The sequence below is a fragment of the Kitasatospora acidiphila genome (assembly GCF_006636205.1).
GTDB lineage: Bacteria > Actinomycetota > Actinomycetes > Streptomycetales > Streptomycetaceae > Kitasatospora > Kitasatospora acidiphila.
The window spans coordinates 3839516-3855146 of sequence record NZ_VIGB01000003.1; the positions used below are offsets into that span (position 1 = coordinate 3839516).

Consider the following 15631-nt stretch of genomic DNA (forward strand, 5'->3'; position numbering starts at 1 on the left):
GTCAGGCGAGCGCGGCCAGCAGCTCCTCGGCGACTCGCTCGCCGGTCTCGGCGCCGCCGTTCATGAAGCCCTGGAAGTCCACCGAGGTGTGCTCGCCGGCGAAGTGGACGTTGCCCTGGCGGGCCGCCTCGTAGCCGGCGAAGCGGTGGATGTAGTCGGTCGGGTAGTAGGAGTAGGCGCCCCAGGAGTAGGGGTTGCGGTGCCAGGCGGAGAGCTGGGCCAGGCCGTTCCACTGGGCGCTGGTGCCGGGGTAGGCGCGGTCCACCAGGCCCAGCATGCGGCGGGCGGTGGCGGCCACGTACGGGTCCTGCTGGGCGGTGTCGAACGGGCCGGACGGGCTGAGCGAGTGGGCCAGCGAGCCGCCGCCGTACTGCAGCAGGATGCCGCTGGTGCCGGGCTGCGGCTTGGTGGTGTCCCAGGTCTGCTGGAAGTCCAGGTCGCTGAAGAGGTCGCCGGCCGCGACGCCCGGCCAGGGGCCGGTGCCGAGCCAGGTGCGCTGGTGGAACTGCATGTTGAGCTTGGTGCAGGAGCCCATCCGGGCCGCCTTCAGCAGGCGGGTCATCCGGTCGTCGAAGCGGGCCCGGGAGTAGTCCAGGCGCTGCAGCACGCCGAGCGGGACGGCCAGCACGGTGTGGTCGGCGGTGACCGTCTTCAGGGTGCCGCCGACCGAGAAGGTCAGGGTCTGGGTGCCGTCGTCGTTGGCGCGGATCGCGAGCAGTTCGTGGCCCGGGCGCATGGTGCCGGCCGGGAGCGCGTCGGCGATGGCGTGCGGCACCTGGTCGTTGCCGCCGACCACGTGGTAGCGCTCGTCGCTGGCGCCCCACAGGTTGAAGTGCGCCGGATCGTCCTGGCCGCCCAGCTGCTGGATGATCGACAGCGAGGACTGGATGTCGGTGTCGGCGCCGTACTCGACGTTGTAGCCGACGTCCAACCAGCGGCCCAGCTGGGAGTGGAGCCCGCCGGGCACCCGGGATCCGATCCAGTCGCGGATGGTCATCGCGTCGAAGGCCCGGCCGGCCGCGCTGGAGGAGTCCCAGGAGACGCTCCCGGCGGCCGAGTTGTCGGCCTGCAGCCGGCGCCAGACCGGGGCGAAGTCCAGGTCTGCCTGGGCGCGCGGGTAGTAGCGGCCGTCGAACCAGAGCACCTCACGGGCGCCGGCCGGGCCGGAGTGCAGGAAGTCGACCAGTGGCAGGCCGAAGCGCTTGCAGAGGGCGAGCAGCGTGACGTGGTCGGTGTCGATCAGCTCGCCGCCGATCTCGCTGGTCTGCCCGTTCCTCCAGTAGCGCGTCTGCGAGTACATCCGGCCGCCGATCCGGTCCGGGTTGGCCTCGTAGACGGTGCACTTCACACCGGCGTCGTGGAGTGTGAGGGCGGCGTTGAGGCCGGCTATGCCGGCGCCGACCACGGCGATCCGGGCGTCCTTGCGGACCGCCGGCAGGTCGGCCGCCCGGGCCCGGGGAGCGGCCGCCAGCCCGCTGCCCGCCGCGGCCACCGCCACCCCGGCCAGGGCGGCGGCGCGCAGCAGGTCCCGGCGGCCCGGGCCGCTCGGCTCGGCGGCGGCGTCCGAGCGCAGCTCGCGCAGTTCGCCGACCGGGAGCCGCAGCCGGTCGGCGGCGGCGTGCTCGCCGGCCAGCTTGCGCAGCGCGTGCAGGGGGTTGGTGCGGGGCATGAAGGGTCCTCTCGGCGGGGAGCGGGGGTCGTCTGAGGGGTCAGGAGCCGGTGGGCACCGGCTGGTCGGTGGCGCGCTCGGCGGAGTCCTCGAGGATGATCCGGCCCATCCGGGCGTAGCGCTCGGGGCTGCGGCGCTTCATGTAGACCGCCAGCCCGATGCCGCCGAGGAAGGTGCCGATCACCAGGTACGGGATCAGCTTGAAGAGCAGCGTGGACGCGGCCGGGCCGGCCGCGGTGCCCAGGTTCAGCACCAGCAGCGTCACCACGCCGGCCATCGCCACCCCGCCGACCAGCGGCGCGACCAGGGTGCGCAGCCAGTGCCGGGTCTCGGGGTGCCTGCCCTGCACGTGGAAGTAGCCGACCACCGCGAACGAGCAGAGCGTCTGCACGATCAGGATCGCCATGGTGCCGAGCAGCGCCAGCAGGCTGTAGAGGTGGACGTACGGGTCCTTGCCCGTCACCAGGAACGCGGTGACCAGGGCGAGCGCGATCACCGACTGGACGGCCGAGGCGACGAACGGCGAGCCGTGCCGGGGGTGGGTGCGGCCCAGCGCGCGGTGGATGAAGCCCTCGCGGCCGATCGCGTAGAGGTAGCGGGCGGCGCACTGGTGGAACGCCATCGCGCAGGCGAAGGAGCTGGTGACCACCAGCCACTGGAAGACGTTCACCGCCCAGGCGCCGAAGTGTGAACCCAGTGGATCGAAGAACAGGTTGTTGCCGTCCTTGCCGGGCACCAGGCCGGCCGCGATGTGGATCGCGTTGTCGACCCCGTTGGCGGAGATGATCATCCAGGAGACGAAGACGTAGAAGACGCCGACGCCGATCACCGCGATCAGGGTGGCCCGGGGCACCACCCGCTTGGGGTCGCGGGACTCCTCGCCGTACATCGCGGTGGATTCGAAGCCGACCCAGGACCAGAAGGCGAAGAACAGGCCGAGCCCGGCCGCCGCGGTGCCGCCCCCGTTCACCCCGTGGAAGGCGTTGACCGGGTTGACGGCGGCCAGCGGGATGCCGTCCGGGCCGCCGCCGCTGACCGCCACGGCCGCCGAGACCGCGGCCAGCACCGCGATCTCCAGCACCAGGGCGACGCCAAGCACCTTCGCGGTCAGGTGGATGTCGAAGAAGGCCATTCCCCCGATCGCCAGCAGCCCGAGGATCGCGTACCAGCCCCAGGCCAGGTGGAGACCGAGCTGGGAGGCGACCAGGCCCTGCAGCGAGTAGGAGAAGAAGCCGATGATCGAGGCCTCGAAGACGATGTAGGCGAGCACCGCGAGCAGCCCGGAGGCCATCCCGACCACCCGGCCCAGGCCGTGCGAGATGAAGCCGTAGAAGGCGCCGGCGGCGGTGATGTGCCGGGCCATCGCCACGTAGCCGACCGAGAACACGGTGAGCACCACGGTGGCGAAGATGTAGGCGGCGGGGGCGCCGACGCCGCTGCCGGAACCGACGATGATCGGCAGGTTGCCGGTCATCGAGGTGATCGGCGCGGCGGTGGCGACGGACATGAAGACCACGCCGACCAGGCCCACCGAGTTGGCCTTGAGCCGGTCCACTCCGCCCTCGACCGTGCCGCCCTCCGGCGTCCGCGCTCCGGTCCCAGCTGACATCCGCGCTCCTTCGGTGGGGCCCTGCCGGCCGACTCGTCACAGCCGATGGACCGTCAGGATCTTGTCCGGGTAACGCGGGTCACAACCAGCAAACAGTCAGGTGTTGCCCCCGTCACTTTGACGGAGTGTTGCCCGCGTCACACCCGCGTCACCGCTGGTAAGCAGCCCAGCCAGGGGCCGGTTTCGGGCTGGCTAACCAGCGCCCGTTTCGGGTCGCTACCATCGGCTCTTGGCAAGACACCCCGTGCTCCTCGGCTGGACGCGGGAGCAACCTTGAAAGGCTCTAGCGTGACTGCGCCCCTGGAGACCTCCTTCGCCGATCTCGGCAAGGTGCTGGTCATCATCCCCACCTACAACGAGATCGAGAACGTCGAGCGAATCGTCTCCCGGGTCCGCGCGGCCGTTCCCGAGGTGCACGTGCTGGTCGCCGACGACAACAGCCCGGACGGCACCGGTGAGGTCGCCGACAAGATGGCGGCGGTCGACGGCAACGTCCACGTGATGCACCGCAAGGGCAAGGAAGGCCTCGGCGCCGCCTACCTGGCGGGCTTCCGCTGGGGCATCGACAACGGCTACGACGTGCTGGTCGAGATGGACGCCGACGGCTCGCACCAGCCGGAGGAGCTCTACCGCCTGCTCGGCGGCCTGCGCGGCGCCGACCTGGTGCTGGGCTCGCGCTGGGTGCCCGGCGGCCGGGTGGTCAACTGGCCGAAGTCGCGCCTGCTGCTCTCCCGCGGCGGCTCGACCTACTCCCGCCTGATGCTGGGCGTGCCGATCCGGGACGTCACCGGCGGCTACCGGGCGTTCCGCAAGGAGACCCTGCTCGGCCTGGGCATGGACCAGGTCGCCTCGGCCGGCTACTGCTTCCAGGTCGACCTGGCGTTCCGCTCGGTGAGCAGCGGCTTCAAGGTCGCCGAGGTGCCGATCACCTTCGTCGAGCGCGAGCACGGCGCCTCCAAGATGAGCAAGAACATCGTGTTCGAGGCGCTCTGGCGGGTCACCGTCTGGGGCATGCAGTCCCGGTTCGCCAAGCTGACCGGCAAGAAGAAGCGCCGCTGACCCGGCGCGACAGCAGCGCGGCCCGCACACCCCGAGGTGTGCGGGCCGCGCTGCGTTCCGGGGGCGCTAGCCGAGCCGGGTGAGGCGGGACATGATCGACGGCGGGGCGAGGTCGCGCTGCAGGACGACCGGGACCTGCACCTGGCCCGGGCCGCTGCCGGCGGTCAGGACGCCGACCTGGGTGCCCGCGGCGGCGGTGTGGCCGAGGCTGCCGGAGGGCTGGTAGGCCACCGTGGTGGCGATGCCGGTGAAGCCCGGCACCACCAGGTCCTTGGCCGCCACCAGCGGCACCTGGCCGCCCAGGCCGTCCGAGACGGAGCCGACCTGCTCGCCCTGCTTGACCAGGGTCTTGCCGGTGACGGCGGACTGGCCCGCGGTGATGATCTTCGAACTGACGGTCTGGGCGGCCTTGATGATGTCGTCGGTGGCGGTCGTCGGCTGGCCCAGGGTCACCCCGAGGAGCAGCTGCTGGGTGCCGCCGACCTCCTTGGTCGCCGCCCACATCAGGCAGCTGAGGGACGGGTTGGAGGAGCCGGTCTTCACGCCGATCACCCCGGTCTTCGGGTCGATCAGCTCATTGGTGTTCTTTATGACGTTGTTCGCGATGATGGTCGACTTCTCGGAGACGATCTCCCGGAAGACCTCGTTCGCCATCACCTGCTCGCCGAGCTTCAGCTGGTCCTTGGCGGTGCTCTTGGTGCCGGTGAAGTTGTAGCCGGCGGGGTCCGCGTAGGTGGTGTCGGCCATGCCGAAGGCGGCGGCCTGCTGGTTCATCTGCTTGACGAAGTCCTGCTCGGAGCCGGCGGCGTCCCAACGGGCGAGCAGCCGGGCGATGTTGTTGGCGCTGGGCAGCATCAGCAGCTCCAACGCCTCGTACTCGCTGAGCTGCTGGCCCTCGACGACCTTGGCGCTGGACTGGTCGGGGTCGTTGGCCTCCTGGGCGGCGGCCTTGTCCACGGTGATCGTCGGACCGGACTCGCCGCGCTTCAGCGGGTGCTTCTGCAGCACCAGGTAGGCGGTCATCACCTTGGTCACGCTGGCGATCGGCACCGGGTGGTGGTCAGGACCCGAGCTGCCGAGCGGACCCAGGCCGATCACCTCGGCGGCCGCCTGGCCCTTGGTGGGCCAGGGCAGCGCGACCGGGGCGCCGGTGAAGGTGTAGGAAGTCGGGGCGCTCAGCTGGAGCTTGGGGGCGGGCAGCGGGCGCAGCAGCTGGGCGGCCACCAGGGCGCCGATCACCAGCACGGCGACCAGGCCCCAGAGCACGGCGCTGCGCAGGGCCCGGCGGACCGGGGGGATGCGCGGGGCGGCGGCGGGGGCGGGCTGGGGCTGGGGCTGGGCCGCCGGGGCGGGCTGGGGACGGGCTGCGGGGCGGGCTGGGGCTGGGCGGCGGGGGTCGCGGCAGCGGAGGGCGCCGGGGCCGGCTTGGGGGCGGGCTTGGCGGCCTTGGCGGCCGGAGACGGGGCTGGGGCCGGGGAGGACAGGACCGTGCGCTTGGTGTCCGGTGCGGCGGGCGCGGCCAGCATCATGGTGCGCTCGGCGTCGGGCTTGGCCTCGGGCTTGGCCTCGGGCTTGGCCTCGGGCTCGGGCTCGGGCTCGGGCTCGGGCTCGGGCTTGCGCTTGGTGTCGGGCTCGGCAGCAGGCTTGGCGGGCTTGGTGACGGGCGCGGCCAGCATCATGGTGCGCTCGGCGTCCGGCTTGGCGGCCGGCGGCTCCTCGTCAAGATCGGGAGCCGGACCGAACACTCCCTTGGGGGCGCCCGCGGTGGCGGGGGTGGCCAGCGGGGCCTGAGTTGACGTTGTATCACCCGACGGCGCGGCAATCTTCGGCGACTCGTCGTCGGCCTCGTCCTCGGACTCCTCGTCAGACTCCTGCGCGGATTCGCCCTCGGATTCGCCCTCGGACTTGCCCTCGGGCTCGTCCTCCGATTCGTCCCCTCGTCCGTTTCCTCCTCCGTGGACTCGTCCTTCGACGCGTCCACGGGCTCCTTCTCGGACTCCTCCTCAGCCGCCGGAGCGACCGGCTCCTCGGTCTCTTCCGACTCCTCGGCAGACTCGTCCGCCGCGTCGGACTCGGTCTCCGCCTCGGCCTCCGCCTTCGCCTCGTCGTCCGCCGCGTCAGCCTCGTCGTCCGTCTCGTCCGCGGCCGACTCGCCGTCCCGGATCGCGAGACGCGGATCAACCGCCTGCGCCTTCGACTCGGCCGGCTCCTCCGGTTCGGGCTCCGGCTCCGGTTCGGGCACCCGCAGGAAGGTGGTCGCGCTGTCCACATCACGGACGCGCAGATGAACGGTCGCGCCGCCGTCGGCCGCCGCGGCCGTCTCCGGCGGCACCGCCTCGGCGCCGCCTGCGGGCTGCTCCCGCTCCCCGTCCTTCACCTTCTCCGGGGCCTCGCCCACGTTTCCCGACCTCCTCGTTGGTCACATGCTTCGCATGCCGTGTCCACATGCCGCCGCGCGGTGCCACGGACTCGGCCGTCCGGTGCACCGCTACAGTCTCCGCCAGCCGTGAGCCGTCCGCTGCCCGCCACACCCCGTTCCACCGGCGGTTATTGCGCCCTTCTGACTCGGCATCGGCAAGGACATCCGCGCGCCGGGCGCCGGTTCCGCCTCATCGGGCAGTCCTGGCAGGGCCATTCAGGTATCGATGGCCAGTTCCCCGGGCAAGGTCACGATTCGGAGGCGTACTCGACAAGTCCGTGTGAGAGGCGTCACGCTGTCATTCATCCACGCGGGGAGGCTTGGATGGGCAAGAGTCGTAGAACAATTCCCGAGGAACTCCTGCTGCTCGCTCTGGACCCGACCACGGGTACCACGGCACAGCCGCAGACCCTCGACCTCGGACTCGCCGGGGCGCAGCTCGTCGAGCTGTCCCTGGCCGGACGGATCGTCCCGGACGGAGACCGGATCGCCGTGATCCTGGCCCGCCCGACCGGCGATCCGACCCTGGACCACGCGCTGGAGCTGCTGCGCCGCCGCGGCAGTCCGGTGCGTGCCGCGCACTGGATCGGCGGGCCCCGACTGGGGCTGCGGCAGACCTACCTGGCGCACCTGGAGCGGTGCGGCATGGTGGCCGCCGTGCCGGGGCAGGTGTGCGGCGTGCTGCCGACGACGCGCTACCAGGCGTCGGACGACTGCACCAACGCCGCCATCAAGCAGCGCCTCGACACCGCGATCCGCACCGGCGTGCCACCGGACCCCCGGACGGCAGCGCTGGCCGCACTGGCACACGCGGTGGGCCTGGGCAAGCACCTCTACCCGGGCAACGAGGGCAGGTCGTCGCGGTCACGGCTGCGCGACCTGATCCGCTACGACCCCCTCGGCGGCATGGTCGCGCACGCCGTGATGGACGTGCAGAACGGCCTGCCGGCCCAGCAGTCCCGCCCCAGCACCACGGGCAGGGCACCGGCGGCCCGCAACGGGTCCGTCGGGTCCCGTGGCGGATCGGTGGCGGCGGCGGGCAGGGTCGGCGCCCGCACGGCCTGACACCTACCGCATGACACCGGCCTCCGGGGCGGTCGCCCACGCAACTGCGGCGGGGCGGCCGCCCCGCCGTCGTTCCATCCCATTACCACTTCGACGCCCGACTCCGCCGGATTTTGGCAGAGTCCGGGGCTGCTGGGCGCATATCCCGGCGGCATTGCCATCGGGGATGCCATGCTGCTGAAAGCCGAGGGCGGGGCGGGCGACACACCGGCCGGCTCCGCCGCACCGGCCGTGCACCACCCCGCACCGCCATCCACCCCAGAGGTACTGCCGGAGGTCGATGTGTCCGCCAGCGTCAATCCCACAGTCCGCCGACGGAGGCTGGGCGCTGAGCTGCGCCGACTGCGCGAGCAGAAGGGCATGACGGCCGAGCAGGTCGCCGAGCGCCTGATCGTCTCGCAGTCGAAGATCAGCCGCCTGGAGAACGGCCGTCGCAGCATCAGCCCGCGCGACGTCCGCGACCTGTGCGACGTCTACGAGGTCACCGACGCCAAGCTGCGCAACAGCCTGATGGAGATGGCCAAGGAGTCCGAGCAGCGCGGCTGGTGGAACGACTTCGGCGACATCCCGTACAGCGTCTACATCGGCCTGGAGATGGAGGCGTACTCGATCCGCTCCTACGAGTCGTCCTTCGTGCCCGGGCTGCTGCAGACCCGCGAGTACGCGGAGGCCTCGGTGCTCGGCACCCAGCCGGACACCACCATGGAGGCGATGCGGCAGCGGGTGGAGGTCCGGCTCAAGCGGCAGGACCGGCTGTCCGGCGAGGACCAGCTGTCCAGCTTCTGGTCGGTCATAGACGAGGCGGTGCTGGCCCGGGAGGTCGGCGGGCCGGCGGTGATGGCCGGTCAGATGCGCAAGCTGCTGGATGTCAGCGAGCGCGCCAACGTCAACATCCAGGTGGTGCCCTTCCAGTACGGCGCCCACCCCGGAATGACCGGGACATTCTCCCTCCTGGAGTTCCCCGAGTCAGCCGATTCGACGGTCGTCTACTTCGAAGGTGTGACGAGCGACCTCTACCTGGAGAAGGACCAGGATGTCCGCCGCTATACCGGTCTCTACGACCACCTGCGCGCGGCCGCGTTCGGCGTCGCGGAATCCCGGTCGTTGATCAATACCTATGCGGAGGCATACGAGAATGCGATTCAAGGCCCAGAGCGCTGAACCGAGTTGGCGCAAGAGCAGCCACAGCGGTCCGAACGGGAACTGCGTGGAGGTCGCCGAACCGGCACCGGCCGTGGTGGCGGTCCGGGACTCCAAGGACGAGGCGGGCCCCCGGTTGCACTTCTCCCGGTCCGCCTGGCGGGCCTTCGCCGGCGCGGCGGCCGGCGGGCGGTTCGACGGCTGCTGACCCTGCGGCGTCGGCACGTTGAGCAAGACCTCGGCACCTTGAGCCGGACATCGGCACGTTGAGCAAGACCTCGGGCAAGTCCCGGATCCGGCCTGGCGGTTGCGCTGCCGCTCACCCCACGGGGTAGCGCTCCCGCCAGGCCGGCCCTGCGCCGGGCCCGTGCAACTCGGCCCCCTGGCTGAGCTCCAGCACCAGATCGTCGGCCAGTTGCAGGATGGTGCCCCGGCCCTCCAGTTCGGCCAGCCACTCCCCCGGCAGCGCGGTCTCCCCGTGCAGCGCGCCCAGCAGGCTCCCGCAGACCGTCCCGGTCGAGTCGCTGTCCCCCGAGTGGTTGACCGACAGCAGCAGCCCCGAGCGGACGTCCTCGGCCACCAGCGCGCAGTACACGCCGATCGCCAGCGCCTCCTCAGCCACCCAGCCCTCCCCCAGCTCGGCCACCCGGGCCGGCGACGGCTCACCGGCCCGCACCGCCGCCAGCGCCCGCGCAGCGCCCCCGCCGTCTCCTCGTGGCCCGGCCGCTCGGCCAGCAGCGCGAGCGCCAGCTCCACGCCCTCCTCCACGGTGCCGCCGCGCAGCACGGTGTGCACGATCACCGCCAGGGCGCCCGCCGACAGGTAGCCGGTGGGGTGGCCGTGGGTCAGCACCGAGCACTCGATGGCGAGTTGGCACACCAGCGCCGGGTCCCAGCCGATCAGCAGCCCGAACGGCGCGGCCCGCATCACCGTGCCGCAGCCCTTGGATTCGGGGTTCTTCGGCTGGTCCAGGGTGCCGAGCCGCTCGGCGTCCGGGCCGGTGAGCGCGGACAGGCAGGCCTGGCCGGGCGCCCGCCGGGCGTAGAGCCACTCCTCGCGGCCCAACCAGCCGAGGTCGGCGCGGCGCTCGTCCGGCCCCCAGTCGGCCTGGGTGGCGGCCCAGCGCAGATAGGCGTGCTGCACGTCGGTGGGCGGATGCCAGCCGCCGACGGCCTGCCGGACGTGGGCCCGGATGAGGCCGTCGACGGTGAACAGCGCCATCTGGGTGTCGTCGGTGACCGCCCCGCGCCGCCCGTAGGCGGGCGCGAACCCGGTGACACCGTCCGGGCCGTGGGCTGCGCGGATCGCCTCGATCGAGTCGAACTCGATGCCGGCGCCGAGCGCGTCGCCGAGCGCCCCGCCGAGCAGCACTCCGCGCACCCGGCTGCGGTAGTCCTGCTGCTGGGCGCGCGACCACAGAGGTATCACGGATGACGGCCTTTCACTGGGCGACGGGACGGCGCCCGGGGCCGACCGGGCGCCTCGCACTGTAGTTCGTCGAGGCGACCGATCGCGACGTGTCCGCTACAACAAGCTCGTCCGCCACAACAAGCCTGCCGCTACTACAAGCTCGCCCGCCACAGCAGCCGACAGTCCGTCACGGTGTCAGGGCGTCAGGGCGTCAGCCGGTTCGGCCCGCGGAACAGGAAGACCGCGTCCCGGATCGACCCCAGCCCGAGCAGCACCATCAGCATCCGGCTCAGGCCCATCCCGAACCCGCCGTGCGGCGGGCAGCCGTAGCGGAAGCAGTTGAGGTAGTCGGTGAGCGGCTCCAGCGACATGCCCTTCTCGGCGGCCTGGGCGGCGAGCACGTCGTAGCGGTGCTCGCGCTGCGCCCCGGTGGTGACCTCCAGGCCCTGCCAGAGCAGGTCGAAGCTGAGCGTCAGGTCCGGCCGGCCGGCCGGGCGGGCGTGGTAGAACGGCCGGATGCTCGCCGGATAGTGGGTGACGAAGACGAACTGGTGCCCGGTCCGCTCCCGCATCAGCGAGCCGAGCAGGCGCTCGCCCTCCGCGTCGAGGTCGGTCTTGCCGCCCTCCGGGTCCCAGCCCGCGCCGCGCAGCAACTCCTGTGCCTCGGCCATGGCCAGCCGCGGGAACGGGGTCTTCGGCACGGTCACCTCGACCCCGAACTCGGCCTGGATCTCCGCGCCGTGGCGCTCGGCCACCAGGGCGAGGGCGTGCGCGATCATGCCCTCCTCGAAGGCCTGCACCTCCTCCGCGTCGCGGGTCCAGCCGAGTTCCACGTCCACCCCGGTGAACTCGGTGGCGTGCCGGGAGGTGTACGAGGGCTCGGCGCGGAACACCGGGCCGACCTCGAAGACCCGGTCGATGCCGGAGGCGATCGCCATCTGCTTGTAGAACTGCGGGGATTGGGCGAGGTAGGCGCTGCGGCCGAAGTAGTCGACCCGGAAGACCTCGGCGCCGGACTCGGAGGCGGTGCCCATCAGCTTCGGGGTGTGCAGCTCGGTGCAGCCGTGCGCCTGGGCGTACTCGCGCAGGCCCTGCTCCAGGGTGGCGGCCACGGTGAAACCCAGTCGGGCGGCGGGCCGCCGTCGGATGTCCAGGAACCGCCAGTCCAGCCGGTGTTCGGGACCGGACTGCTCGTCGATCGGCAGCGGGGCGGTGGCCGGCGCCGGCACCTCGACCGCCTCCGGGACGATCTCCAGGCCGCCCAGCTTGACCACCGGGTTGTCGACCACCCGGCCGGTCACCCGGACCGCCGACTCGGTGGCCGCGCCGTCCAGCACGGCCTCCAACGCGCCGCCGTCCCGCCGGTGGGTCAGCTGCACGGTGCCGGTGTGGTCGCGGACCAGGACGAACTGCATCACGCTCTGCAGGCGTGAGGTCTGCACCCAGCCGCACACGGTGACGGTCTGCCCGATCCGCGAACGCAGTTGGGAGACCAGGGTGCGGGTGGTGCTCTCGGTGGGGTGGATCATCGTAGTCCTCCACGGACCTCGGCTGATCCCTTGGAAGCGCGGGCGAGAAGGGTGACTCGCGGTGCCACCGCGCTTTCGCCGCCGCCCGGGGGGCGACGGCCTCATTCGGTCCTGCCTGCCGACCCTCGGGAGTGTCTTCGCCACGGGATGCGAGGCCGCCTTCACAGCTGCCGGCGGCTCTCTCGGCTCGCATGGTCCCGCGACTACTCGTCTCCGTCGCCGCGTCGGGGCACCGAGCATAGGGACCGGCCCCCGGCTGCGGCAACGAGATTCGCGCGGCGCGCCGTCAGAGCACCTCGGACAGCTCACGCAGCAGGCGGGCCTTGGCGCGGGCGCCCACCATCGACTTCACCGGCTGCCCGCCCCGGAACACCATCAGGGTCGGCATCGACAGCACCCCGTAGGCCGCCTGGGTCTGCGGGTTGTGGTCCACGTCCAGTGCCACCACCTTGAGCCGGTGCGCCTCCTCGGATGCCACCGCGGCCAGCACCGGGGCGATCTGCCGGCACGGCGGGCACCAGTCGGCGGTGAAGTCCACCAGCACCGGGAGGTCGTTGGCCAGCACCTCGTCGGCGAAGGTCGCGTCGGTCACCTGGGTCAGTCCGTCAGCCATCGTCCCTGCTCCTCCACTCGTCGGTCAGTTCGCAGCGCGGCTCGGCGGCGGTCGCCGCCAGCTCGGCACGGGCCAGCTGGCCGGCGACCTGCTCGCGCACCTCGCCGAGCCGGGTTAGGCAGGCGTCCAGCTCGGCCAGCTTGCGCCGGTACACCTCCAGCGAGGCCGGGCAGGAGTCGCCCTCCGGGTGCCCGGCCTGCAGGCACTCCACGAACGGGCGGGTGTCCTCCAGCTCGAAGCCGAAGTCCTGCAGCAGCCGGATCTGCCGGACCAGCTGCAACTCCGCCTCGCCGTAGCTGCGGTAGCCGTTGCCGCTGCGGCGCGCGGTGAGCAGGCCGCGCGACTCGTAGTACCGCAGCGTCCGGGTGGTCGTTCCCGCCCGTGCCGCCAGCTCACCGATCCGCATCGCGCCCGCCTCCCCGCTCTTCCTCCTCGACGGTAGACCTTGACGCCGACGTCAACGCCAGCGTCTCGCCGCTCTCAGTCCAGCACCGGCAGCAGCTGCGGCAGATGGCCGTCCGAGGCGAGCGCGGCGGCCCGGCGCTCGGCCGGCACCTCGCCGTAGTCGGTGGTGCGCTGGCGGGCCGGACGGCCGGCGGCGGCGGCGATCGCCTCCAGCTCGCGGATCGACTTGTAGCTGCCGTAGGCGGAGCCGGCCATCCGGGAGATGGTCTCCTCCATCAGGGTGCCGCCCAGGTCGTTGGCGCCGCTGCGGAGCATCTCGGCGGCACCCTCCGCGCCCAGCTTCACCCAGCTGGTCTGGACGTTGCGGATGTGCGGGTGCAGCAGCAGCCGGGCCATCGCGACCACCGCCCGGTTGTCCCGGTGGGTCGGCCCGGGGCGGGCGATCCCGGCCAGGTAGACCGGCGCGTTGGTGTGGATGAACGGCAGCGTGACGAACTCGGTGAACCCGCCGGTCTGCTGCTGGATCCGGGCCAGCAGCCGCAGGTGGCCCAGCCAGTGCGCGGGCGTGTCCACATGCCCGTACATCATGGTGGACGACGAGCGCAGGCCCAACTCGTGCGCGGTGGTGACGACTTCCACCCACGTGGCGGCGGGCAGCTTGCCCTTGGTCAGTACCCAGCGCACCTCGTCGTCCAGGATCTCCGCCGCCGTGCCCGGGATGCTGTCCAGCCCGTGCTCCTTGGCCCGGCTCAGCCAGTCGCGGATCGAAAGCCCGGTCCGCGCCGAGCCGTTGACCACCTCCATCGGCGAGAAGGCGTGCACATGGATGCCCGGCACCCGCTCCTTCACCGCGCGGGCGATGTCGAAGTAGGCGGTGCCCGGCAGGTCGGGGTGGATGCCGCCCTGCATGCAGACCTCGGTGGCGCCCACCTCCCAGGCCTGCGCGGCCCGTTCGGCCACCTGCTCCAGCGACAGGGTGTAGGCGTCGGCGTCGGTGCGGCGCTGGGCGAAGGCGCAGAACCGGCAACCGGTGTAGCAGACGTTGGTGAAGTTGATGTTCCGGGTGACGCAGTACGTCACCTCGTCGCCGACCGCGTCGCGCCGCACCGCGTCGGCGATGGCGCAGAGCGCGTCCAGCGCCGGGCCGTCGGCCTGGAACAGGGCCAGCGCCTGATCGTCCGTCAGCATCGTGGGGTCGTCGGCGGCCACCGCGAGGGCGGCCCGGACGTCCCCGTCCAGCCTGGCGACCGGGATCTTCGCGACCTGCTCGCGCAGCGCCTCCCAGTCGCCGTAGACCTCCTCGAAGTCGGCCCGGCGGTCGTGGCTGCGGCCCTCGGTGTCGATGGTGCGGTGCAGGTCGGTGCGGCCGGAGGCGGTCGGCAGGTCCTCCGGCTCCTGCCAGGGGCGGCCGACCACCGGCGCGTCGGGGCGGGCCAGGCCGGTGGCCGGATCGGCCAGCGCGTCGACGTGCGGCCGCAGCCGCGGGTCCAGCCAGGGCTCGCCGCGCAGCACGTACTCCGGGTAGACGGTGAGCCGCTCCTGCATCGCGAAACCGGCGGCCGAGGTGCGGGCGGCCAGCTCCTCGATCGCGGGCCACGGCGCCTCCGGGCTGACGTGGTCCGGCGTCACCGGCGAGACCCCGCCCCAGTCGTCGATGCCGGCGTCGATCATCTGCTGGTACTGCCCGGCCACCAGGTTCGGCGGCGCCTGGATCCGGGCGGACGGGCCCATGACCACCCGGGTCACCGCGATCGCGGCGGCCAGCTCGGTCAGCTCGGCGTCGGGCCGGGCCTGCATCACGGTGTCCGGCTTGGCGCGGAAGTTCTGGATGATCACCTCCTGGATCCCGTGGTACTGCCGGGCCACCGAGCGGATCGCCAGGATCGACTCGGCCCGCTCCTCGAAGGTCTCGCCGATGCCGATCAGCAGCCCGGTGGTGAACGGGACGGCGCTGCGCCCGGCGTCCTCCAGGGCGCGCAGGCGGACCGCGGGCTCCTTGTCCGGCGAGCCGTAGTGGGGGTTGCCCGGCTCGGACCAGAGGCGCTCGGAGGTGGTCTCCAGCATCATCCCCATCGACGGGGCGACCGGCTTCAGCCGCTGGAAGTCGGTCCAGCTCAGCACGCCCGGGTTGAGGTGCGGCAGCAGGCCGGTCTCCTCCAGCACTCGTATCGCCATCGCCCGGACGTAGGCGATGGTGTCGTCGTAGCCGTGCGCGTCCAGCCACTCGCGGGCCTCGGGCCAGCGGTCCTCGGGGCGGTCGCCGAGCGTGAAGAGGGCCTCCTTGCAGCCCAGCGCGGCACCCTGGCGGGCGATCTCCAGCACCTCGTCCGGGGAGAGGTAGAGGCCGTGGCCGACCCGCCGCAGCTTGCCCGGGACGGTGGCGAAGGTGCAGTAGTGGCAGCGGTCCCGGCAGAGCCGGGTGAGCGGGATGAAGACGTTCTTGGAGTAGGTGATCACGCCAGGGCGGTCGGCCTCGGCCAGCCCGGCATCCCGGATCCGGCCCGCGACCGCGCACAGCGCCGCCAGGTCGGCGTCCCGGGCCTGGAGCAGCACGGCCGCCTCGGCGACGTCCAGCGCCACCCCGTCTCTGGCCCGACGCAGCGCCCGGCGCATCGCGGTCTCGGTCGGTTGCTTGTGGTCTCCCGCATCCATGGGCCGACCATACGTCAGAAGGACTACCCCGAGGTCGACAACCCTGAGGGATTCTCAGGGT

Annotated in this window: 12 protein-coding genes and 1 pseudogene; 4 read left to right on the forward strand and 9 right to left on the reverse strand. The window is 72.2% G+C overall.

All coding sequences use genetic code 11. The features are described from left to right. Position 1: 1 nt before the first annotated feature. Both E6W39_RS17895 and E6W39_RS17900 read right to left on the reverse strand, forming a co-directional pair. Entirely contained in the window at positions 2-1669 is a 1668-nt protein-coding gene (locus E6W39_RS17895; protein ID WP_141634373.1) for a flavin monoamine oxidase family protein, read from the reverse strand. 40 nt (positions 1670-1709) lie between these two features. Beyond that, entirely contained in the window at positions 1710-3278 is a 1569-nt protein-coding gene (locus tag E6W39_RS17900; RefSeq protein ID WP_141634374.1) for an APC family permease, read from the reverse strand. Between the two features lie 288 nt (positions 3279-3566). Here E6W39_RS17900 and E6W39_RS17905 point away from each other — a divergent pair, with 288 nt between their 5' ends. Then, positions 3567-4337 (forward strand): polyprenol monophosphomannose synthase, encoded by a 771-nt coding sequence (locus E6W39_RS17905; RefSeq protein ID WP_228718202.1) that lies wholly within the window; start codon positions 3567-3569, stop codon positions 4335-4337. Between the two features lie 66 nt (positions 4338-4403). On the opposite strand, the gene E6W39_RS39430 is transcribed toward E6W39_RS17905, so the two are convergent. Both E6W39_RS39430 and E6W39_RS39435 read right to left on the reverse strand, forming a co-directional pair. Further along, a complete protein-coding gene (locus E6W39_RS39430; protein WP_181799314.1) occupies positions 4404-5603 on the reverse strand; it encodes a D-alanyl-D-alanine carboxypeptidase in 1200 nt (399 codons plus the stop codon). Then, the gene (locus tag E6W39_RS39435) at positions 5573-6082 is read right to left on the reverse strand and encodes a hypothetical protein (RefSeq protein WP_181799315.1); all 510 of its coding nucleotides are present in this window, start codon (positions 6080-6082) and stop codon (positions 5573-5575) included. The genes E6W39_RS39430 and E6W39_RS39435 overlap by 31 nt, the downstream gene beginning before the upstream one ends. Positions 6083-7080: 998 nt before the next feature. Here E6W39_RS39435 and E6W39_RS17925 point away from each other — a divergent pair. From E6W39_RS17925 to E6W39_RS17935, 3 genes are all read left to right on the forward strand, one after another. After that, a complete protein-coding gene (locus E6W39_RS17925; protein ID WP_141634375.1) occupies positions 7081-7821 on the forward strand; it encodes a GOLPH3/VPS74 family protein in 741 nt (246 codons plus the stop codon). A 282-nt stretch (positions 7822-8103) separates the two neighbouring features. Beyond that, entirely contained in the window at positions 8104-8982 is an 879-nt protein-coding gene (locus tag E6W39_RS17930; protein WP_141637806.1) for a helix-turn-helix domain-containing protein, read from the forward strand. Further along, positions 8957-9169 carry a DUF397 domain-containing protein gene (locus E6W39_RS17935; RefSeq protein WP_141634376.1) on the forward strand — a complete coding sequence of 71 codons (213 nt, stop codon included), beginning with the start codon at positions 8957-8959 and terminating at the stop codon, positions 9167-9169. The genes E6W39_RS17930 and E6W39_RS17935 overlap by 26 nt, the downstream gene beginning before the upstream one ends. 111 nt (positions 9170-9280) lie before the next feature. Here the strand turns inward: E6W39_RS17935 and E6W39_RS17940 are convergent. The 5 genes and pseudogenes from E6W39_RS17940 to E6W39_RS17960 form a co-directional block, all read right to left on the reverse strand. Then, positions 9281-10389, reverse strand: a pseudogene (locus E6W39_RS17940) (ADP-ribosylglycohydrolase family protein). Between the two features lie 185 nt (positions 10390-10574). Further along, positions 10575-11900, reverse strand: a complete 1326-nt coding sequence (gene aspS, locus E6W39_RS17945) for an aspartate--tRNA(Asn) ligase (RefSeq protein ID WP_141634377.1) — start codon at positions 11898-11900, stop codon at positions 10575-10577. Positions 11901-12186: 286 nt separating this feature from the next. Further along, positions 12187-12513 carry a thioredoxin gene (trxA, locus tag E6W39_RS17950; RefSeq protein ID WP_323809049.1) on the reverse strand — a complete coding sequence of 109 codons (327 nt, stop codon included), beginning with the start codon at positions 12511-12513 and terminating at the stop codon, positions 12187-12189. Next, complete coding sequence (locus E6W39_RS17955; RefSeq protein ID WP_141634378.1) at positions 12506-12919, reverse strand: MerR family transcriptional regulator; 414 nt, start codon at positions 12917-12919, stop codon at positions 12506-12508. Before E6W39_RS17955 ends, trxA begins: the two co-directional genes overlap by 8 nt. A 74-nt stretch (positions 12920-12993) precedes the next feature. After that, positions 12994-15570 (reverse strand): bifunctional FO biosynthesis protein CofGH, encoded by a 2577-nt coding sequence (locus E6W39_RS17960; RefSeq protein WP_141634379.1) that lies wholly within the window; start codon positions 15568-15570, stop codon positions 12994-12996. Positions 15571-15631: the final 61 nt, after the last annotated feature.

Excerpts from the sequence above, each read along its gene's own strand:
- E6W39_RS17955 (WP_141634378.1), bottom strand. The coding sequence starts at position 12,919 with ATGCGGATCGGTGAGCTGGCGGCACGGGCGGGAACGACCACCCGGACG.
- E6W39_RS17900 (WP_141634374.1), bottom strand. The coding sequence starts at position 3,278 with ATGTCAGCTGGGACCGGAGCGCGGACGCCGGAGGGCGGCACGGTCGAG.
- E6W39_RS17925 (WP_141634375.1), top strand. The coding sequence starts at position 7,081 with ATGGGCAAGAGTCGTAGAACAATTCCCGAGGAACTCCTGCTGCTCGCT.
- E6W39_RS17895 (WP_141634373.1), bottom strand. The coding sequence starts at position 1,669 with ATGCCCCGCACCAACCCCCTGCACGCGCTGCGCAAGCTGGCCGGCGAG.
- trxA (WP_323809049.1), bottom strand. The coding sequence starts at position 12,513 with ATGGCTGACGGACTGACCCAGGTGACCGACGCGACCTTCGCCGACGAG.
- E6W39_RS17935 (WP_141634376.1), top strand. The coding sequence starts at position 8,957 with ATGCGATTCAAGGCCCAGAGCGCTGAACCGAGTTGGCGCAAGAGCAGC.
- aspS (WP_141634377.1), bottom strand. The coding sequence starts at position 11,900 with ATGATCCACCCCACCGAGAGCACCACCCGCACCCTGGTCTCCCAACTG.
- E6W39_RS17960 (WP_141634379.1), bottom strand. The coding sequence starts at position 15,570 with ATGGATGCGGGAGACCACAAGCAACCGACCGAGACCGCGATGCGCCGG.